This is a genomic window from Streptomyces sp. NPDC102279 (assembly GCF_044766365.1).
Taxonomy (GTDB): Bacteria; Actinomycetota; Actinomycetes; order Streptomycetales; family Streptomycetaceae; genus Streptomyces.
This window is the reverse complement of sequence record NZ_JBIWLU010000006.1, coordinates 28483-48721: the sequence shown is the minus strand read 5'-3', so window position 1 is coordinate 48721 and position 20239 is coordinate 28483. Positions and strand designations below refer to the sequence as shown.

At 72.5% G+C, this 20239-nt stretch carries 18 protein-coding genes; 11 read left to right on the top strand and 7 right to left on the bottom strand.

What is annotated here, in order from left to right; genetic code table 11:
* Window positions 1-12: 12 nt before the first annotated feature.
* A complete protein-coding gene (locus ACIRQH_RS15810; protein WP_404226216.1) occupies window positions 13-402 on the bottom strand; it encodes a tyrosinase cofactor in 390 nt (129 codons plus the stop codon).
* Between the two features lie 337 nt (window positions 403-739).
* Here ACIRQH_RS15810 and ACIRQH_RS15805 point away from each other — a divergent pair, with 337 nt between their 5' ends.
* The 3 genes from ACIRQH_RS15805 (at window position 740) to ACIRQH_RS15795 (ending at window position 4188) form a co-directional block, all read left to right on the top strand.
* Window positions 740-1942, top strand: a complete 1203-nt coding sequence (locus ACIRQH_RS15805) for an FAD-dependent monooxygenase (RefSeq protein ID WP_388872715.1) — start codon at window positions 740-742, stop codon at window positions 1940-1942.
* 141 nt (window positions 1943-2083) lie between these two features.
* Window positions 2084-3529, top strand: a complete 1446-nt coding sequence (locus ACIRQH_RS15800; RefSeq protein ID WP_388873076.1) for an MFS transporter — start codon at window positions 2084-2086, stop codon at window positions 3527-3529.
* 74 nt (window positions 3530-3603) lie between these two features.
* Entirely contained in the window at window positions 3604-4188 is a 585-nt protein-coding gene (locus tag ACIRQH_RS15795) for a TetR family transcriptional regulator (RefSeq protein ID WP_388873073.1), read from the top strand.
* 29 nt (window positions 4189-4217) lie between these two features.
* On the opposite strand, the gene ACIRQH_RS15790 is transcribed toward ACIRQH_RS15795, so the two are convergent.
* Window positions 4218-4844, bottom strand: coding sequence for an alpha-ketoglutarate-dependent dioxygenase AlkB (locus ACIRQH_RS15790; protein ID WP_358820307.1), 627 nt, complete (start codon window positions 4842-4844; stop codon window positions 4218-4220).
* A 154-nt stretch (window positions 4845-4998) separates the two neighbouring features.
* Entirely contained in the window at window positions 4999-5706 is a 708-nt protein-coding gene (locus tag ACIRQH_RS15785) for an SDR family NAD(P)-dependent oxidoreductase (RefSeq protein WP_404226212.1), read from the bottom strand.
* A 102-nt stretch (window positions 5707-5808) separates the two neighbouring features.
* Between ACIRQH_RS15785 and ACIRQH_RS15780 the strand changes: the two genes are divergently transcribed.
* Window positions 5809-6648, top strand: coding sequence for a helix-turn-helix transcriptional regulator (locus ACIRQH_RS15780; RefSeq protein WP_388872709.1), 840 nt, complete (start codon window positions 5809-5811; stop codon window positions 6646-6648).
* Window positions 6649-6670: 22 nt separating this feature from the next.
* Here the strand turns inward: ACIRQH_RS15780 and ACIRQH_RS15775 are convergent, their stop codons facing one another.
* A complete protein-coding gene (locus ACIRQH_RS15775; protein ID WP_388872706.1) occupies window positions 6671-7567 on the bottom strand; it encodes an aminoglycoside phosphotransferase family protein in 897 nt (298 codons plus the stop codon).
* 323 nt (window positions 7568-7890) lie between these two features.
* Here ACIRQH_RS15775 and ACIRQH_RS15770 point away from each other — a divergent pair, with 323 nt between their 5' ends.
* The 3 genes from ACIRQH_RS15770 to ACIRQH_RS15760 all read left to right on the top strand — a co-directional run bounded on the left by ACIRQH_RS15770 (window position 7891) and on the right by ACIRQH_RS15760 (window position 12484).
* A complete protein-coding gene (locus ACIRQH_RS15770) occupies window positions 7891-8946 on the top strand; it encodes a tetratricopeptide repeat protein (protein ID WP_358820311.1) in 1056 nt (351 codons plus the stop codon).
* Window positions 8943-10034 (top strand): polyprenyl synthetase family protein, encoded by a 1092-nt coding sequence (locus tag ACIRQH_RS15765; RefSeq protein ID WP_388872703.1) that lies wholly within the window; start codon window positions 8943-8945, stop codon window positions 10032-10034. Before ACIRQH_RS15770 ends, ACIRQH_RS15765 begins: the two co-directional genes overlap by 4 nt.
* 674 nt (window positions 10035-10708) lie before the next feature.
* Window positions 10709-12484, top strand: a complete 1776-nt coding sequence (locus tag ACIRQH_RS15760) for a M4 family metallopeptidase (RefSeq protein WP_404226207.1) — start codon at window positions 10709-10711, stop codon at window positions 12482-12484.
* Window positions 12485-12554: 70 nt separating this feature from the next.
* Here the strand turns inward: ACIRQH_RS15760 and ACIRQH_RS15755 are convergent, their stop codons facing one another.
* Together ACIRQH_RS15755 and ACIRQH_RS15750 are read right to left on the bottom strand one after the other, a co-directional pair.
* The gene (locus tag ACIRQH_RS15755) at window positions 12555-13232 is read right to left on the bottom strand and encodes an AIM24 family protein (protein WP_358820314.1); all 678 of its coding nucleotides are present in this window, start codon (window positions 13230-13232) and stop codon (window positions 12555-12557) included.
* Between the two features lie 125 nt (window positions 13233-13357).
* Window positions 13358-13921, bottom strand: coding sequence for an NAD(P)H-dependent oxidoreductase (locus ACIRQH_RS15750; RefSeq protein ID WP_404226204.1), 564 nt, complete (start codon window positions 13919-13921; stop codon window positions 13358-13360).
* Window positions 13922-14046: 125 nt separating this feature from the next.
* Here ACIRQH_RS15750 and ACIRQH_RS15745 point away from each other — a divergent pair, with 125 nt between their 5' ends.
* Window positions 14047-14709, top strand: coding sequence for a TetR/AcrR family transcriptional regulator (locus ACIRQH_RS15745; RefSeq protein WP_404226201.1), 663 nt, complete (start codon window positions 14047-14049; stop codon window positions 14707-14709).
* Between the two features lie 78 nt (window positions 14710-14787).
* Here the strand turns inward: ACIRQH_RS15745 and ACIRQH_RS15740 are convergent, their stop codons facing one another.
* On the bottom strand, window positions 14788-15951 hold the full coding sequence (locus ACIRQH_RS15740; protein ID WP_358820341.1) for a glycoside hydrolase family 64 protein: 1164 nt from the start codon (window positions 15949-15951) through the stop codon (window positions 14788-14790).
* Between the two features lie 299 nt (window positions 15952-16250).
* Here ACIRQH_RS15740 and ACIRQH_RS15735 point away from each other — a divergent pair, with 299 nt between their 5' ends.
* Genes ACIRQH_RS15735 through ACIRQH_RS15725 form a run of 3 tightly spaced genes read left to right on the top strand, consistent with a single transcriptional unit; the run spans window position 16251 to window position 20163 of the window.
* Complete coding sequence (locus tag ACIRQH_RS15735; RefSeq protein WP_358820317.1) at window positions 16251-16937, top strand: FCD domain-containing protein; 687 nt, start codon at window positions 16251-16253, stop codon at window positions 16935-16937.
* Window positions 16934-18316, top strand: a complete 1383-nt coding sequence (locus ACIRQH_RS15730) for a hypothetical protein (protein WP_388872689.1) — start codon at window positions 16934-16936, stop codon at window positions 18314-18316. The genes ACIRQH_RS15735 and ACIRQH_RS15730 overlap by 4 nt, the downstream gene beginning before the upstream one ends.
* Window positions 18313-20163, top strand: a complete 1851-nt coding sequence (locus ACIRQH_RS15725) for a GMC family oxidoreductase N-terminal domain-containing protein (protein WP_388872686.1) — start codon at window positions 18313-18315, stop codon at window positions 20161-20163. Before ACIRQH_RS15730 ends, ACIRQH_RS15725 begins: the two co-directional genes overlap by 4 nt.
* The last annotated feature ends 76 nt before the right edge of the window (window positions 20164-20239 follow it).

Sequence of the window (20239 nt, the reverse complement as noted above, 5' to 3'; positions counted from 1 at the left end):
TTGCCGGGTGGTTCAGTTGGCGGCGAAGGGCACGAGGGGTGCCCCCTGCAGCTCGACGACGGCGGCGCGGGCGGCGGCACGCGGGGTGGGCACGGGGTCGTAGTGGCTGACGACGCTGATCCAGCTCCCGTCGGCGTTGCTCATCACATGCAGTTCCACACCGTCGATGAACACGGCGTATCCGCCGCCGTGGTGGTGGCCGCCCCCGGTGACCGGTCGGCCTTCTATGCGGCGTCCCCGGAAGACCTCGTCGAAGGCCTCCGGGCCGCCGTGGTGGTGCTCGTCGGCTGTCGGCCTTGCGGCTGACGCGGACGCCGAGGGGGCGGTGAGGGCCTGGGCGCCGGCGGCCGTGGCGAGTGCGGCGGCTGATCCGAGAACGCGGCGTCGGGTGAGTTCTGGCATACGGACTCCTCCTGGAATCGGCTGAGTTGCTGACCCGATATGCCTATCGGATCGTCAAACAGCGGGAGAAATCGCCGAATGTCGGTTGGCTGCGATCCAGACATTCATGTACATGTCGTGCAAGATTGAACGAAGATGATCTTGCTGTCCGGCGTGGCCGCGAGGCGCCGCCGAAGCAAATCCTGCGGCACGGAGGCCTGTTGCCGATGATCTTGCTGTGGCGGTCCGCGCCGAGTGGCGGTGATCACGCCCGTGAACTGGCGTGAACTCCCGAGGTGCCGAGCCCTGCTACTCTTCGTGATCAATTGACCGCTTTGTGCAACATAGGGGAGTGCGCGTGAAGATCGCGTGCGTCGGTGGCGGACCCGCAAGTCTGTACTTCTCGATCCTGATGAAGCTCCAGGATCCGTCCCATGACATCACCGTCCATGAGCGGAACCCGGCCGGATCCACGTACGGCTGGGGCGTGACCTACTGGGCGGGCCTGCTCGACAAGCTGCGCGAGGGCGACCCCGTGTCCGCCCTCGCCGTCCGCGAGAACTCGGTGTGCTGGAACGACGGAGTCGCCCACGTCGGCGACCGTACGACCGTGCACCCCGGGGACGAGGGATTCGGCATCGGCCGCCGCCGGATGCTCGACCTGCTCGCCGAGCGCGCCCGGGCGCTCGGCGTGCGTGTCGAGTACGAACGGGAGATCACGCCCGACGAGCTGCCCGACGCCGACCTCGTCGTCGCGGGGGACGGTGTCAACAGCGCCCTGCGCGAGCGCCATGCCGACCACTTCGGCACGGAGACCGCCGTCGGGCGCAACTACTACGTCTGGCTCGGCACCGCCCGGGTCTTCGACTCCTTCACCTTCTCCTTCGTGGAGACGGACCACGGCTGGGTGTGGTGCTACGCCTACCGGTTCGGCGACGACCGGAGCACGCTCGTCGTCGAGTGCTCCCCGGAGACCTGGACCGGCCTCGGGCTCGACACGGCGAGCGAGAGCGACGGTCTCGCCCTCCTGGAGAAGCTCTTCGTCGACCTGCTCGACGGCCACGGGCTGATCGGCCGGGCGCAGCCGGACGGCGCCGCCCAGTGGCTCACCTTCCGGACCCTGACGAACCGCACCTGGCACCGCGGCAACCTCGTCCTGCTCGGCGACGCCGCCCACACCACCCACTACTCCATCGGCGCGGGCACCACCCTCGCCCTGGAGGACGCCATCTCGCTGGCCCGCGCGCTGGGGGAGCACACGGACCTGGAGACCGCCCTCGACGCGTACGGGTGTGAGCGCAGGGCGGAACTGCTGCCGGTGCAGAGCGCCGCCCGGCACAGTGCCCAGTGGTACGAGAGCCTGCCGCGCTACATCCGTCTGCCGCCGGCCCAGATGTTCGCGCTGCTCGGCCAGCGGCACTCGCCGCTCCTGCCGTACGTTCCGCCGCAGCTCTACTACCGGATCGACCGTGCGGCCGGACGGCTGGAGGCGCTGCGCCGCTTCAAGCGCTGGCTCGGACCCAAGGTGGCCAGGAGCGTGCAGGCCCGCTCGCACCGCTAGCGGCGGGCAAGAGGGTCGCCCATGTGGGGAAAGGCCCTCCTGACGCCGCGGCGGAGAAAGGCCCGCTTGGGGTGAATGGCCATTCACCGGTAAGGTGAATGGCCATTCACCTCTTTCTTCGTGCCTACTCCTGGAGTGTTCATGGCGGCCCTGCGCGAGCGGCTCGCGATTCCCGTCCTCGCGTTCGGCGGGATCCTCATGGCCGTCATGCAGACGGTGGTCGTCCCGTTGCTGCCCGACCTTCCCCGGCTCACCGGCGCGTCCGCGGGCGCGGTCTCCTGGATGGTCACCGCGACCCTCCTCTCCGGAGCGGTACTGACGCCCGTCCTCGGTCGCGCCGGCGACATGTACGGCAAGCGGCGCGTCCTGTTGATGGCCCTCGGGCTGATGACGGTCGGCTCGCTCATGTGCGCGCTCACCTCGGACATCAGCATCCTGATCGTGGCGAGGGCCCTTCAAGGCGCCGCGGCGGCCGTGGTGCCGCTGTCCATCAGCATCCTGCGTGACGAACTGCCGCCCGAGCGCACCGGCTCCGCCGTCGCCCTGATGAGCTCCACGGTGGGCATCGGGGCCGCACTCGGTCTCCCCCTCGCCGCCCTGCTCGTCCAGTACGCGAACTGGCACGTGATGTTCTGGGCCACGACCGCCCTCGGCGTCGTCGGGCTCACACTCGCCTGGTGGGCGGTGCGCGAGTCCCCGGTGCGCGAGCCCGGGCGTTTCGACACGCCGGGTGCGCTGGGTCTGGCCGCCGGGCTGGTGTGCCTGCTCCTCGCCGTGTCGCAGGGCGGCACCTGGGGCTGGAGCAGTCCGAGCGTCCTCGGTCTGTTCGCCGCCTCCGCCGTGGTCCTCACCGGGTGGGTGCGGCAGCAACTGCGCGCCGTGAGCCCTCTCGTCGACCTGAGGCTGGCCGCCCGTCCGCGTGTCGCCCTGCCGCACATCGCCGCCCTGCTGACCGGCTTCGCCTTCTACGGCAACTCGCTCGTCACGGCCCAGCTCGTGCAGGCGCCCGAGGCCACCGGCTACGGACTCGGGCTGTCCATCGTGGCGACCGGCCTGTGCCTGCTGCCCGGCGGAGTCACCATGCTCTTCCTCTCGCCCGTCTCGGCGCGCATCTCGGCGGCCCGCGGCCCGCGCGTCACGCTGGCCATCGGCACCGCGATCATCGCCTCCGGCTACGCGATACGGATCCTGGACAGCCGCGACCTGTGGATGATCATCATCGGCGCCACGGTCTGCGCCATCGGCACCACGTTCGCGTACTCCGCTCTGCCGACCCTCATCCTGCGCGCGGTTCCCGCGGGCCAGACCGCGTCCGCCAACGGCGTCAACGTCCTGATGCGCACGATCGGGCAGGCGGTGTGCAGCGCCGCGGTGGCCGCGGTGCTGGTCCACCACACGAGCCTCGTCGCCGGCGCCCCGATACCGACGCTGCACGGCTATCTGCTGGCCTTCGTCATGGCGGGTACGGTCGCACTGGTGGCCTGCGCGGCCGCCCTGTCGATACCCGGCGACCCCACCTCGCGTGTGACCCCGCGCACCGGCAGCCGTACCGGCGCGTCCCGCGACGAGGCCCTCGAAGGAGCCTGAGCACCGTGACCACGCCCCCCACCGGTCTCACCGCGTCCGCGACCGCCCCGGGGCCCGGCGACCAGCCGGCCGCCGTGGCACCGGCCGCGGAGGCGGACAGTGCCCCCGTGGCGCCCCGCCGCGACGCCGAGGCCAGCAAGGCGGCCATCCTGCGGGCGGCCCGCCATCTCCTCGCCCGGCACGCCCACGCGGACATCACGCTCAAGGCGGTCGCCGACCGGGCCGGCGTGAGCGCGCCGCTGGTCCTGAAGTACTTCGGCAACAAGGACGCGCTGTTCGCCCGCGTCATGTCCTTCGAGTCCGACGCCGACGCCCTGCTCGACGCCCCGCTGGAGGAACTGGGCCGGCACATGGTCCGGCACCTCCTCGAAGGCCAGACGCAGCGGGGCGCCGACCCCGTCCTGCGGATCGTCTTCGCCCCGCTCCACGGGGAGCAGGGGGACATACTGCGCGCCAACTTCCGTACCCAGGTCAGCGAGCGTCTCGCCGAGCGGCTGAGCGGACCGGGCGCGGGCCTGCGCGCCGAACTCGCCTTGAGCACCCTGCTCGGCCTCGGCGTGATGTACGGCATCGCGCGGGGTACGCATCTGCGCGCCACCGGCGTCGACGACATCGTCGACCGGTACGCGCCGGCGGTGCAGGCCCAGCTCGCTCCCTGAGCCGGGCGACCCGTGCGGGGCGGCGCCGGTCAGTTCACCCCGGTGGGCCGGAACTGGACGCTGATCCGGGGCCCCGCCGCACGTGCCGACTTGGGGATCGCGTGCTCCCAGGTGCGCTGGCAGGAACCGCCCATCACGATGAGGTCGCCGTGGCCGAGCGGCCGCCGCACGGTCTCGCCGCCGCCCCGGGGGCGCAGCAGCAGGTCGCGGGGCGCGCCCACGGAGAGGATGGCGACCATCGTGTCCTCGCGGGCGCCCCGGCCGATCCGGTCCCCGTGCCAGGCCACGCTGTCGCGGCCGTCCCGGTAGTAGCAGAGCCCTGCCGTGGTGAAGGGCTCGCCGAGTTCCTCCGCGTAGTGGGCGGACAGCGCCTCCCGTGCCTCGCCGAGGACCGGGTGCGGCAGGGCGTCGCCCACGCCGTAGTACGAGAGCAGCCGGGGTACGTCGACCACCTGCTCGTACATCTGGCGGCGTTCGGCCCGCCACGGCACCTCGGCGCAGAGCCGGGCGAACAGTTCGTCCGCGCCGCCGAGCCAGCCGGGCAGCAGGTCGATCCAGGCGCCGGCACCCAGTGCGGTGCGGCGCGTCCCGTTCAGCGGACCCAGGTGGAGCTCGTCCGTCTGGTCGAAGAGCGAGCCCTGGAGGTGCATGGCCATACGGCCAGCGTACCCCCGTATTCGAATGTGTGTTCCATGGCGAGACCGACACCCTGCCGTGCCGGCCGCGACGGCGCGTGGATCACGTGCGATCGGCGGCCGCCGCGGAGCCCGGTGGTGCGGGTGTCCGCGCGGGTCCGCCGGACCTACACGGTCACCAGGGGATCGGACCCTGCGCGTCGAAGTAGCCACCGGTCGGCCCGTCCGGGCCGACGCTCGCCATGCGCACGATGATCTCGGCGCCCTGCTCCACGGTCTGGACCCCGGTGTTGCCGTTCAGGTCGGTGGCCGTGAAGCCGGGCTCCACCGCGTTGATCCGGATGTCCGGGAACGCCTTCGCGTACTGCACGGTGATCATGTTGACGGTCGTCTTGGACGCCGGGTACGCGATGCCCGGGTAGAAGTGGCCCGGCGAGCCGGCGTCGCTCATCCCGGTCAGCGAGGCCAGGCCGCTGCTGACGTTCACCACGACCGGGGCGGCGGACCGCTGGAGGAGCGGGAGGAAGGCGTGGGTGGCGCGGACGAGCCCGAAGACGTTCGTCTCGAACAGCTCGTGCATCGTGTCCGCGGTGGTGTCGGCGGCGCCGATCACGCTGTTGCCCGCGCCGCGCCCCTCGACACCGGCGTTGTTGACCAGGACGTCCAGGCCGCCCGCGGCCTCGACGGTCTTCGCCGCGGCCGCGACGGACGCGTCGTCGGTGATGTCGATGACGAGGGCACGTGCCCCGAGTTCCTCGGCGGCACGGCGCCCCCGCTCGGGGTCGCGGCTGCCGACGTAGACGGTGTGGCCCGCCGCGACGAGCCGACGGGCGGTCTCGAAGCCGAGACCCTTGTTCGCTCCGGTGATCAGTGTGGTGGTCATGGGTCCAGAATCGGTCGGCGCGGTGCGGACAACCAGGCGTCCGGTCTTCCTGGGACTGTCGGTACCAGGCACCCGCACGTGCCGGGGTGCACAGTTGAGGGCATGGCGAGCACGGAGTTCGGGCGGACGGTACGGCTCTGGCGCGACCGGGTCTCCCCGGAGGCGGCGGGGCTGCCGGGCGGCGGCCACCGGCGCGCGGCGGGCCTGCGCCGCGAGGAGCTGGCCCTCCTCGCGGGGATCTCGGTCGACTACATCACCCGGCTGGAACAGGGCCGGGCCGCCAACCCCTCGGAGCAGGTCGTCGAAGCACTCGGGCGGGCGCTGCGGGTGTCCGCCGCGGAACGTGAGCACCTCTTCCAGGTGGCGGGGCTCGTGCCGCCGGGCCGGGGCATGGTGCCCACGCACATCACACCGGGCGTCCACCGGCTGCTGGACCGGCTGACGGGGACGCCCGTCGCGGTGTACGACGCGGCGTGGAACCTGCTGCTGGCCAACCCGCTCCACGCCGCCCTGCTGGGCGACCCCTCGGGGTGGCGCGGTAACGAACGCAACGGCGTCTGGCGCAACTTCGCCGGCCCCGGCAGCCGCGTACGCCACACGCCGGAGGAGCGGCGGACCTTCGAGGCGACGCTCGCGGCCGACCTGCGCGTGACGGCGAGCCGCTATCCGGCCGACCAGCGCCTGCGCCGGCTGATCGCCGATCTGCGGGCGGCCAGTGACCGGTTCGCGGAACTGTGGGACTCGGGAGCCGTCGCCCACCACGAGGCCGCGCGCAAGACCGTCGACCATCCACGGGTGGGGGCGGTGACGCTGGACTGCGACGTGCTCGGCGTCGCGGGCAACGACCTGCGGATCATGGTCTACACGGCGGAGCCCGGCACGGAGGACGCCGAACGCGTCGCCCTCCTCGGCGTCCTCGGAACGCAGGCGCTGGTGGACTGAGGGGGGAGCCGCACGGTGTCCGCTAGCCTGCCCGGCGCTCCGCCAGTACGGCGCGGATCACATGCTCGGCGTTGTCGGCCATCACCGGGTTCGTCGTGCGGTAGTACGGCAGTTGGATCAGGGCCATGGACAGCGCCCAGCCGCGGCCCCGCGCCCACATGGCGTCATCGGCGCCCGCCGTGTCCCGGAAGACGGTCCGTGCCCCCGGGGGCAGAAGGTTCCAGGCCGGGATGAGGTCGCAGGCGGGATCGCCGGTGCCGAGCGTGCCGAAGTCGATGACGGCGGCGAGACGGCCCGCCCGGGTCAGGAGGTTCATCGGCATCAGGTCCGAGTGGAGCCAGACGGGCGGCCCCGTCCACGCCGGCGCCGCGAGCGCGTCCTCCCAGGCCGCCGTCGCCTCCCTGGTGTCGATCGCGCCGCGCAACTCCTCGATCGCCGAGCGCGTCTCGGCGTCCACGGTCTTCAGGGGGTCGCCGCGGTAGGCGCGCGGACCGTCCGCAAGACCGGCCCGGCGCAGCGCGGCGACGAAGGCGCCGAGGTCGGTGGCCAGGCCCCGCGCGTCGGACAGGGCGTCGGGAACGGGCAGTTCGCCGTCGATCCACCGCAGCACGGTCCACTGCCAGGGGTACCCCTCGGCGGGAGCGCCGAGACCGAGGATCTCCGGTACGGGGACGGGGAGGAGCGGAGCGAGCCGCGGCAGCCAGGTGGCCTCCCTGGTCACGTCCTCGGCACCGCCCGGCACCCGGGGAAGCCGGACGGCCAGGTCGGCGCCGAGCCGGTAGAGGGCGTTGACGGTTCCGGCCGACTCGACGCGCCTGAGCGGCAGTCGGGCCCACCGGGGGAACTGCCCGGCCACCAGTCGCCGTACGAGCGGACCGTCGATCCGCGCCTCGTCGGCGTGCATCGGGCCTGCGGACATCCGTGCCTGCTTTCCGTCGCGAGGAGGTGGACCGCGGTCATCCTGCGGCCCGTTCGGACTCCGCCGCAACGTGATTCGGGTCGGGAGGCAACCCCGCGAACCCGTTCGCCGTCTTGATCGGCAACGGGCGGCTGACACCGCGACCACCATCGAGCGGGAATTCACGCGCGAAAACCGGGCGAACTATACACCTTGCGTATACATGCCGTGTATACGTCGCGTGGATCGCCGCCTCCCTGTGTCAGTGCCTCACGACAGCCAGCTACAGCACACCACCGGGCCGCACCGCCTGCGGCCGGACGGTGGCAGACGGAAAGGCATTCATGTACGGCAAGGCCTTCGCCCCGGAGTACCAGGGCGCTCTGACCACCCTGTCCGTGAACTCCTCGCTGACCGACGTCCTCGCGGCGGGGACCGAGCAACTGCGCGCCGCCGAGCGGGCGGGGGAACGGACCGAGGCCGCCCGGTCGGGGCTCGCGGTCGCCGAGGCGCACCGCAGACTCGGGCAGGTGGCTGACGCGGACCGCGCGTGGAAGGCGAGTTACCGCACCGCGCGTGAGGCGGGTGACGGTGCCGCCATGGCGTGGGCACTGTGGAGCGGCGGAACGCTGGCCCGGCAGCGCGGCGCGTTCCCGCTGGCATGGCGGCTGCTGCGGCTCGCCGCCGAACTGGGCGGGCGGTCCGGGGACATCGTGGTGCGCGGCTACTCCCTGGCCGGCATGGCCGAGACCGGCCGCATCCAGGGCGACTACGAGGCGGTGACCACCCTCCACGAACAGCTCCTGGCCGAGGCCCGCAAGCGCGGCGAGGCCCGCCACACCGTGTGGGCCCTGGAGGGCATCGCCCAGATCCACCGCAACACCGGCGGGTACGACACCGCGTACGCCCTCTTCGAGGAGGCGGCCGGGATAGCCGCCGGCGCCGAGGACCGGCGCGGACACGCCTGGGCGCTGCGCGGCCTCGCGGACATCGTCTCCGTGCGCGACGGCGACACGGAGCGCGCCCTGGACCTGCTGACCGAGGCGGAAGCGTCCTGCCGTGCCATGAAGCTCTCCGGCGCACTCGCCTACAACCACAAGATGCGCGGCAACGTCCTCTATCGAGCGGGGCGTTACGCCGAGGCCCGCGACGTCTACACCCAGGCGCTCGCCGAGTTCGAGGAGATGAGCGAGCCACGCGGACGTGCGCTGTCCCGGCTCGGCCTGGCCAAGTCCCTGGCGCGTCTGGGGCGGGCCGGTGAGGAAACCGCCGCCGAACTGGCCGAGTTGGCCGACCTCCTGGACGGCATCGGTCTGCGGCACGCCCGGCAGATGGTCGAACGGGCCCGCACGGAACTCGGGTTGACGTCGACCCGCGCCGGAGCGGAGGCCGCACGATGACCCCCACCGCCCTGCGCCGGCTGACGGCGGCGACCGTGACACCGGCCGCGACGGCGAACCGCACCGGTACCGCGCCGCTCGACGCCGGGAACATCCTGCGTCGCTGCCGCGACCTCACCGCCCCCGCCCTGACGGAAGCGATCGACGGTCTGCATCCCTGGGTCGCGGAGATGGCCCGCTACGCGCTGGGCCTCCGCGAGCCCGACGGCGCCGGTCCCAGCCGTGGCAAGGGGATCCGGCAGGCGCTGGCGGTGCTCGGCGCGGAAGCGGTCTCGGGTCCCGGGCACGCGGGCGTTCCGGGAGCCGTGGCGGTGGAGCTCGTCCACACCTTCTCGCTGCTCCACGACGACATCATGGACGGCGACGCGCTGCGCCGTGGCCGCCCCGCCCTGTGGAAGGCGTACGGCACCGGCCCCGCCGTGCTCGCGGGCGACGCGCTGTTCGCGCTGGGTGTGGAGACCCTCGCCGACACACCCCACGCGGGTGGCGCCGTACGGCAGTTGACCACCGCCCTCGGTGACCTGGTCGGCGGCCAGGCCGACGACCTTCTGTTCGCGGAGCGCCCCTGGACCGGCCCGGAGGCGGTCTGTGCGGAGGAGTACGTGACGATGGCCGAGCGCAAGACGGGTGCGCTGCTCGGCTGCGCGCTCGCGCTCGGTGCGCGGCTGGCCGGCGCCGCGGACCGTACCGTGGCCGAACTCGACGGAACAGGGCGCCACTTGGGCGTCGCGTTCCAGATCGCCGACGACGTGCTGGGCGTCTGGGGCGACCCGGAAAGCACCGGCAAGCCGGTCCACGGCGATCTGCGCCAGGGGAAGAAGACCCTGCCGGTTCTGGCCGCCCTCGACGCGACGCCCGGAGGCGGCGAACTCGCCGAGCTCCTCACCACCCCGGGCGCCCTCGACGGTGACGGCGTCCGTCGCGCGGCGGCCCTGATCGAGCGGGCGGGGGGACGCACCCGGGCCGAACACGAGGCCCGACGCCACCTCGCCGAAGCGCGGGCACGACTGACGTCCTTGCGGCTCGCCCCCGGCCCCCTCGGCGAACTACGCACCCTGCTCTCGGCGTTGGCCGACAGGACGGTCTGACGACTCCGGCCCTCGGGGTCCGGGCCGCACCGGTGCCGCAGATCGGCGGCCGGGCTCCTACGGCCTCCATCGGGTCTCCAAGGGGCCCGCGCGGCCCACCGCGCCTGCCTCGCTCCGGACCCCTCGGACCCCGGAGCGTGCCGACCGCACGGCCTGCCAACAGGCAGCACCGAGCGCCGGAGGCTCGTCGCTCCGACGCCGGGGCGAGCGCACCGAAGGCGCGGCCCGGCAGCCCGACACCTCCTGAACGTCACGAGGTCAGGTGGCCGGGTGGGCTGCTTCTTGATGCCTCCCCGCCCCCGGAGCGCGTCGGCCGTACGGCCTCGTAGGCCGACGCCTCCGTACCCGGAAGGTGTCGGCCGCCCTTCTTCCTCCCGCGGAAGCGGTGTACGCCGACAGGTGCCGGTGGCCCGGCAGTTGAGCACCTGGAAGTTCGTCCGGTTCCCCTCCGGGCGGTCCGACGTCGGCCGCTCCCCGTGCGACATGGGTCACATCCGCCTCCCCGCCTGTCCCGGCAGGCAACCGGCTCAGGGCCGCTCACATCTGTCCGGTCGACGCACCGCCGGTCATGTCGGCCGGTGGTGACCCGGGGCCCGACCAGCCCCCGCGGCGCCGAACAGCGCCGTGCCACAGGGCGGTTGGCGTTGCCGGCCGCCCCGTACCGAAGGAACTCAGTGCGTAGACCCCACATACGCCGCGTGGCCATAGCCGTCGCCGTGACGACGGCCGCCACGCTTCCGGGCCCCGCCCTCGCGGCCGTGCCCGACGCTCCCGCCCGCGAGGCGGCCGCGTCCTCCTCGCCGGTGGCATCCGCCAGGGCGGCCGCCTTCGCCCACGCCGAGGACACCGGGGTGGCGCGGGGCGACACCCTGCTGGCCAAGGACGTGATGACGGACCCCGACGGCAAGCAGCACGTGCGTTTCGTCCGTGCCCACCAGGGCCTTCCGGTCCTCGGCGGCGACCTGGTCGTGCACCTCGGCGAGCGGTCGCGGTACCTGGGCGTGACCCGGGCGGCCGGCCACCCGGTCGAGCCCGCCACCGTAGAGGCGAAGCTGACGCCCCGGCAGGCGGAGCGCAAGGCGGCGGACGCGGCCCGGGGCGACGCGGGCGACGCCCGACTCGTCGTGGACGCCCGTGAGGGCGGCGCCGCCCTCGCCTATCAGGTGACCGTGACGGACAGCGGCACCACGGAGGCCGGCGGCTCCCGCACGGTCGTGGTGGACGCCCACAGCGGCAGGATCCGCAGCAGCATCCCGGACAACGACGAGTTCATCTCGCCGTCCCTGGCGGACACGCTGCGCGAGCGGGGTGGCAGCGCCACCCCGCAGGCCGGTCTCGCCGCCGGACTCCCGGGTCTGACGAACGCGGCGCGAGCGGGCCACTACCCGGCCACGGCGACCGGAAGCGGCGCCTCGCTCTTCGCCGGCAAGGTGGCGCTGACCACCACCCGGACCGCCCGGACCAGCTATCTCCTCAAGGACCCGACCCGGTGGAACACCGAGACCCGGGACGCCAAGGGGCAGGAGCTGGAGTCCTTCGCGCGGGGCAAGAAGTTCACCGACGGCGACAACAAGTGGGGCACCGGCACCACGGCTTCCAGGTCAAGCGCCGCGGTGGACGCGCAGTACGGCATCACCAAGACCTTGGACTTCTACAAGAAGACCTTCGGCCGCAAGGGCATCAAGAACAACAGCACCGGCGCCCGTGGCATGGTCCACTTCGGCAACAAGGTCGGCAACGCGTTCTGGGACTCGACGTGCGGCTGCATGCTGTACGGCGACGGCGACGGCCAGTACTTCAAGAAGCCGCTCGTCGTCCTCGACGTCACCGGACACGAGCTGACCCACGGAGTCGTCGACGCGACCGCCGCGCTCGAACCCACCCGCGTGGACGACGAGGGCAACCAGTACGGCGAGCCGGGCTCCCTGAACGAGTCGCTCGCCGACATCTTCGGCTCCAACGTCGAGTTCGCGGCGAACAACCCGAAGAACCCGCCGAACTACCTGGTGGGCGAGAAGCTGGGCCTCGCGCAGAAGTTCCTGCGCCGCCTGGACCACCCGTCCCTCGACCTGCTGGAGGAGGCTGTCGACTACTGGTCGCCCGCCGCCTACGACACGGAGGTGCACGCCGGTTCCGGCGTCTCCTCGCACGCGTACTACCTGCTCGCCGAGGGCAGCGGACGCAAGACGATCGGCGGCGTCACGTACGACTCGCCGACATTCGACGGCTCCCGCGTGACCGGCATCGGCCGGGCCAAGTCGACCGCCGTCTTCTACCGCGCTCTGACCCGGTACATGGTCTCCACGACCGACTTCCATGACGCGCGCAAGGCCACGCTCAAGGCGGCCGCGGACCTGTACGGGGCGAGCAGTACCGAGTACAAGGCGGTGGGCAAGGCCTGGGCGGCGGTGAACGTCACCGCCGCCAACACCCCTGCCGCGAAGCACTGACGGACGGGTCGGGGGTGTCACGCCGTAGCGGCGTGACACCCCCGACCTCCGCTTTCCGGCGCGGTGCCGGTCAGTGCTGCTGCTGCTTCTGGGGTGTCACCTCACTGGGCCGGACGACGACGTATCCCTCGCCCTCCAGCTTCAGCTGCACCGCCTCGCCGGATCCCCCGCGGATCATCGAGCCGATGGACTGCGACCGGTGCAGGGAGGTCCGCAGATGCGCGGTCCAGCCGACGACGGCGTCCGTGTCGACGAACACCGGCTGCTGCTGCGTGACGGGGATGACCAGGGGATTGCCCTCGCATATCAGGCCCAGGTCGCCATGGCCGGTGAAGACACTGTTGAACAGGCCACCGCCCGTGACGCCCGCGCCCTTCACGGTCTTGATGTCGTACGACAACGTGGCGTCGAAACACAGGACGTTGCGGCCGTTGACCGTGAAGACGTCGCCGGGCTCGATGCCCACGATGAAACAGTTCTGCGCCTCATGCGCGAACCAGGCCTCGCCCTGCCCGCGGACGGTCATCAGCGGAAGTCCCTCACCGGTGACGGCCCGCTTGAGCATGCCGCCCACGCCCTGGCCCTTGCGCTCGAACTGGAGGCTGCCCCGGTAGGCGACCATCGCGCCCTGGCGCGCGAACATCTCCCCCTGGACGGCGTACTTGATGGATTTGGCGTTCTGCAGTGTCATGCCCGGCGCGACGGCGGGCTGCACCATGTGGTCGCTGGAAAAGAGATCACTCTTCATGCGGGCATCCTGTCGCGGAGGCCGCGGCTCCGCCAGAGGCGTGGCGATCTTGGGACGCCCGGTGACCGAGCTGCGACATGCCGAAGGCCGGCCCGGATCAACCGGACCGGCCCACAAGGGAGTTGTCAGACGGCTTCGACCGCGCCCACGTGGCTGTGCAGCCGGTTCACGACCTCGGTGATCTGGGCGGCGACCTCGGCGTCGTCGACCGGGTGCGTCTCCGCGAAGCGGACCACGGAGCCGGGGACGGAGAGCTTGACGTCCTCCAGCACGGTGCCGCCGGCGATGCCCACGGCCTTGCGCGCCTCGTCCTGCGCCCACACGCCGCCGAACTGGCCGTACGCGGTGCCGACCACGACGGCCGGCTTGCCGGTGAAGGCGCCGGCGCCGTACGGACGGGACAGCCAGTCGATGGCGTTCTTCAGGACGGCCGGGATGGTGCCGTTGTACTCGGGGGAGAAGAGGATGAAGGCGTCGGCGGCGCCGGCCGCCTCGCGCAGCCGGGCGGCGGCGGCGGGAACATCGCCCTCGACGTCGATGTCCTCGTTGTAGAAGGGGATCTCGGCGAGGCCCTCGAAGAGGTCGACCTCGGCACCCTCCGGGGCGAGCTTCACGGCCGCCTCGGCGAGCTGACGGTTGTGGGAACCGGCGCGCAGGCTGCCGACGAGCGCGAGGATGCGAACGGACATGAATATCTCCCGATACTGGAAACGCTGAAACACTGCCGCAACAAACCGGACCGAGGTCCGCTTACAGGTCTATCACCGAAGCGGACCGCAGTCCAGTTGTCCCCGATTGCCGTTACGCTGGGTTCATGTCCACGCCACTCCCGCCGTTCCCGAAGCGACAGGATTCGTCCGACGAGCCGGTCCTGATGGAGCTGACCGCCCCCGGCGGCGCCCCGCTGCGCGCCGACGCCGCACGCAATCGCGCGCGGCTGCTGGAGGCCGCAGCCCGCCTGGTCGAGGAGGAGGGGGTGGACCGGCTCACGATGGAGGCCGTCGCCACCGCGGCGCGGGTGGGCAAGGGGACCGTGTTCCGGCGCTTCGGCGACCGCACCGGCCTGCTGATGGCCCTGCTCGACCACACCGAGCAGCGCTTCCAGGCCGCCTTCATGACCGGTCCGGCACCCCTGGGGCCCGGCGCCTCCCCGGCGGAGCGGCTGCGCGCCTTCGGCTGCCGCACCCTGCGCCAGACCTCCGAGCAGCTCGATCTGTATCTCGCCGCCGAGCCCGACGCGAGCCGCCGTTTCACCTCCGCGCCGTACCGGGTGCGGCTGATGCATGTGTGCATGCTGCTGCGCCAGGCGGGCCCGGGCGCGGACGTCGAACTGGTCGCCCAGTCCCTGATGGGGTACCTGGACCCGGTGCTCGTCAGCCACCTGACCCGGCAGCGGGGGATGCCCCTCGAACGTCTGGAGTCCGGCTGGCGCGACCTGGTGGACCGCAGCCTCGCCCCGCGCCCCGCTCGGTCCTGAGGCGAGTGGGAACGGCACATGGAAACGGGGCGGGTGCCCTGTCCTGACACCCGCCCCGTCCCGCCCCCGTGGCGTCGGTCAGCTGAAGGGGTCCAGCGTCACGTAGGCCTGCTGCGGGTTGCCGTCGTGGACGAGGGACTCGTGGTTCCCGACGTCGTCGAAGGCGAACGCGTAGGCGTTGCCGTCGGCCATCTGCGCGTGGATCTTGCGGGCGTACTGGTTGGTCACCGAGTCCGCGTAGAAGTTCGCGGCGCTGGAGTCCGGCTGGTTGGGGTTGGTGAGCAGCGTCGAGCGGTTGAAGCCCGCGCACAGCGTGCGGGAAATGGGGCCCCTCACCAGGTCGTTGGGCGCGTCGAGCTTCTTGTAGCAGCCGAAGATGCTGTCCGAGTCGGGCTTCTGGAAGCTGGTGACCACCGCGCCGGAGCTGTTGGTGAAGTTCATGACGTCACCGGAGACCCGACCGAAGTACTTCGTGTTCGGCTGGTCACCGAACGGTGTGACCGTCAGCGTCGAGGAACTGTACTTCTGCCAGACGCGGTTGACGTAGTCGTCCATCACGGTGGCCGGAAGTGCGCCCCCCTCGATGCCGTGCCCCGGGGCGAGCGCCCGCAGCACGGTCCCGTCGGACCGGGTCTGGATGAGGTTGGCCCAGCCGCCGGGCTGGCTCCGCAGCGCGTTGAAGAAGCCGGTGTAGCCGCCAGGCTTGAGGTGACCTGTGGTCTTCGTGGTCCCGTCCGCCGCCTTGACTCCGACGGCGTACGGAGCGGAGAACATGTCGACCTGGGTGCTGTTGATCCACAGGCCGGAGTCGTTGAGTGTGTACTCGGACCAGTTGAAGAGGATGTTGTGGTTCGGGTCGCTCGGATTCTGCACGGCCGGCTGCACGAGTCCGCCGGTCGTCACGCGGAAGTCGAGCTTCTGCCCGAACGAGAAGTAGAGCCGCCCGGAGAACTTGGGCAACTGGATCGTCTTCGTCTGGCCGTTGGCCGGGCCCACGATCGACGCGTCCGGCGCGGGGGTCGGCGGGTTGCCGCCCGCCGGCCAGGCGTGGAACGCCCCTCCCGCGTCGGCCCAGCCCTGCTGTCCCGTCGAGAGCTGGGTGCCGAGGTCGTAGATGTAGACCGGTTCGCTGCGGCCCGAGTTGTTCGTGAACGTGAGGGGGATGGTCGCAGGGACCGCGGCCTCGGCGCGGGAGGGCGTGCCGAAGGTGAGCAGGGTTGTCGTGAGCGTGGCAGCGGCCAGGGCCCAGGTCGTCCATCTGGATGTCGCGCGCACTCTCTGCCTCCTTGATGTGGGGGTTCAGCGAGGTGGATTTTCGCGGACGGGGCTCGTCCGTTTCCTTTTGAGAGCGCTCTCAGAATTGCGCCGGGCGGCGTACATGTCAACGATTCACGCAAAGTTGGTCCGGTCCAACCTGTCCTGCGAGACGACGAGTTCACGCCATGACCCGACAACAGGCGCGTGTCCACGTGGGGTTGACCGTGAGCGGTGTCCACTGGTTCAGTGGCTCATCCACTCAGCCACTGCCCGAAGGGGGAATCGTGGAGGCTCTGCCCCGCGAGACGATCGTCGACGTCCTGGAGGACCGACTGCGCACGGACATCCTCGACGGCCGGCACCCGGCGGGGAGTTACCTGCCCCCCGAGCGCAGGCTCGCCGACGGGTACGGCGTCACGCGCACCACCCTCAAGCACGCCTTCGGACGGCTCGTCCAGGCGGGACTCCTGGAGACCCGGCACGGGGTCGGGACCAGGGTGCGGGACTACGCCCGGCTCGGTGGGGCGGATCTGCTGCCGATGCTGGTCCGGCACGACGCCGGATGGGTGCGTGAGGTCTTCGAAGTCCGGCGCGGCATCGGCGCGTTGATAGCCGAGCGGGCCGCCGTCCGGGGCAGCCGCGCACAGCGCGCCGAACTGGCCGCGCTCCTCGACGCCGTCCGCGGCGCCGACGGCGCCGACGCCGTACAGCTCGCGGACATCGAGGTGCACCGTGCCCTGGCCCGGGCCACCGGCAATCGCGTCTACGTCCTGCTGACCAACACCCTCTTCAACGCCTACCTGCCCGTCCGCTCCCTCCTCAAGGGCCCCTTCACCGATCCGCGGGCGGCGTACGAACGCCTGGTGCCGGTGGTCGACGCGGTGACCGGCGGAGACGCCGACCGGGCCCACGCGGCGGCCGGCGCCTATCTGCGGGAGACCGAGCGCATCATGCTGGACGGCCTCGCGTGAGGGGCACGGTGTTCACCGAGACCATGCTCGGTACGGTCCGTCTCGACGGCGAACCCGGCGACCGGCGCGTCCGCCTCGACCTGCGCGCCGACGCCGACCGGGTCCTCCTGCCGCACCGGACGACCAACGCCCGCCTCACCGGCCGGGTCCGGATCGCCGGACACACCGACGACCCCCGCGCGACGGGCGAGTTGGAGATCTCGCCGATCGCCCGCCGGCGCATCCGCTACCGGCTCGCCTTCACCGCCGACGGTCGCCGCCTCACCCTGGACGGCTGGAAGTCCGTGACCCCGCGCCGCCCGTTCACCTCGATGACGGTGCTGCCCTTCACGGTGTACGACGGCGAGAAGCGGCTCGGCGAGGGAGTCCTGCGCTTCCCCGCGGCCACCGGCCTCGCCCCGTTCCTGCTCAGCTTCCGCTTCCCCCGCCGCGAGGACCCCGAGCGGCACATGGCCCCCCGCTGGAACGGCGCTCCGGGCCGCACCGAGGTCTGGTACACCACCCTCACCGACCCCGGGACCGGCACGGGAGTGTGGGTGCACCACGAACTCACCGCGCCCACGGACGGATCCGGACCCGTCGCGCACGGCTGGGTCGCGGCGTTCCCCCGCGACGGCGAGGTGACGCACGCCCGCTTCGGACCCGTTCCCTGGACCCGCCCGACGGACGGATTCGCCGCCGACGGGGTGAGCAGTGCGGCGGGACGACTGAGCGGCACCGCGGGCGACTTCCAGTGGAAGATCGACGAACGACCGCAGGCGGAACCGCTGTTCACCTTCCCCCGCTGGTCCTGGAACCGACCCCTGCTCCCCGCGGCCCAGATGCTCCCGGCCGCCCGCGCCACCTACGACGGCACGTTCACCTACGGCGGCACGACCCTCACCCTGCGCGGCGCACCCGGAGCCTCGGCCCGGATCTACGGGCACGGCAACGCCCACCGGTGGACCTGGCTGCACGCCGAACTCGGCGACGGCGACGTCCTGGAGATCGTCGCTGCCGTGTCCACCCGGCCCGCCCTGCGCCGACTGCCCCCGCTCGTCTTCCTGCGACTGCGCCGCCACGGCCGGACCTGGCCCCGGCGCCCCGAACGCTCCGCCGTCGGCTGGCTCGGCCTCGGACGGTTCCGCGCCGCGTTCGGACTGCCCGAATGGACGGTCACCGGACGAACGGCGCTGCGCCGCATCCGCGTTCAGGTGAAGCAGCACCCCGAGCGGACCCTCGCCCTCACCTACCGCGACCCCGACGGAGCCTCCGCGGTGTGCCGCAACAGCGAGTCGGCCGACGCCCGCATCGTGCTGGAACGCTGGTGGGGCCGCTGGCGGCCGGAGGCGACCTGGGAACTCGACGGCACCGCGCACGCCGAGGCGGGCGACCGATGACCGCCGAGGGACTCGTCGCCGCACTCCTCGCCGACACGGGTGACGCCGACTGGCCCGCTCGCGTACCGAACCGTCTCGACGCCGTCCTCACCGCCCTGCCGGGACCCGCCCGCGCGGGGGTCCGCACCGCCGTCGCCGCCCTGGAGACGTACACCGTCCTGCGCACCGGCAGACGTCTGACGGCCCTCGCGCCCGGCGAACGCGAGGACGTCCTCGGCTCCCTGGCCGCACGGCCCCGGCTCGCCCCGCTCCTCGACGTCCTCAAGGTCCCCGTGCTGCTCGCCGCCGGCACCGAACGGATGGCGGCCGGCCCCGCGCCCGCCCCCACGGCAGCGCCGCCGGATCCGCCGCTCGACTGCACCCCCGCCGGTGACTGGCCCGCCCGGAGCACCGCCGACGTGATCGTCGTCGGCTCCGGCGCCGGCGGTGCCACGGCCGCCCGGACCTTCGCGCGCGCCGGACTCGCCGTGGTGGTCCTGGAGGAGGGCGAACACCACTCCACCGCCTCCTTCGGGCGCCGGGCACCCCTCGACCGGTTCGCCGAGCTGTACCGGGACGGCGGCGCCACCGTGGCCCTCGGCAACCCGCCGCTGCTCCTGCCGGTCGGCCGCGCCGTCGGCGGCACCACCGTGGTCAACTCCGGTACGTGCTACCGGACTCCGGACCACGTCCTGGCCCGCTGGAGCGGCACGTTCGGCTTCGCACTGGCCGACGGGTTCGGGCCCCTCCTCGACGAGGTGGAGCGCACCCTCCGCGTGGCGCCGCAACCCCTCGACGTCCTCGGCAACAACGGCCTGCTCGCCCTCGCGGGCGCCGAACGGCTCGGCTGGCGGGCCGCGCCCCTGCGCCGCAACGCGCCCGGCTGCAGAGGCTCCTGCCAGTGCGTGGTGGGCTGCCCGACCGGCGCGAAACAGAGCGTCCAGCTCTCCGTCCTGCCCGACGCCTGTGCGGCTGGCGCCCGGATCGTCACCGGAGTGCGCGCCCACCGCGTCCTGCTGGACCGGGACGTGCCGGGCGCGCCCCGCGCGGCAGGGGTACTGGCCCGCCGGGCCGACGGCAGCGAACTGGAGATCCTCGCGCCCCTCGTCGTAACCGCGGCCGGGACACTCCACACGCCACCGCTGCTGCGCCGCTCCGGTCTCGGCGGGCATCCTCGCCTCGGCCGCAACCTCAGCGTGCACCCGGCCACCAGCGTCGCCGGACGCTTCGCCGAACCCGTCACGGCCTCGCGGGGTGTGCTGCAGAGTGTCGGGGTCGAGGAACTCCACGAGCGCGGGGTCCTCGTCGAGGCGACCGCGAGCCCGCCGGGCATGAGCAGCTTCGTCCTGCCGGGCCTCGGCCGTGAACTACGGCGCGAGCTGGAGGAGGCCGACCACCTGGCCACTCTCGGCGCCATGATCGCCGACCGCCCCTCCGGCCGGGTCGTGGGCCGTGACCGCACCCTCGTCGGCTACGCCCTCGACCGGCGCGACGGCGAACGCCTGATGACAGCCGTACGCGCCATGGGCCGCCTGCTGTTCGCCGCGGGCGCGGAGGAGGTCCTCACAGGTGTCGCGAGCGCGCCCCGGGCCCGCTCGCTCGACGCGCTCGACGACCTCCTCGCGGGCGTGGGGCCCCGCGATCTGCACCTGTCGGCGTTCCACCCCACCGGTACCGTCGCCGCGGGCGCCGACCCCGGGCGCGCGCCCGCCGACCCCGAGGGGAGGCTGCGCGGTGTCCACGGTGTGCTGGTCGCGGACGGCTCGGTGCTGCCGGGCTGCCCGGAGGTCAACCCGCAGCTGAGCATCATGGCGGCGGCCCTGGCGGTGTCGCAGGCGTGGCTCGACCGCACGGGAGCGGCCCGCTGAGATCCGCACGCCACCCCAATGGGCCCCCGTGGTTCGCCGCCACCGCTGACGGCACGGAGCATGAGGGAGTCCGTAC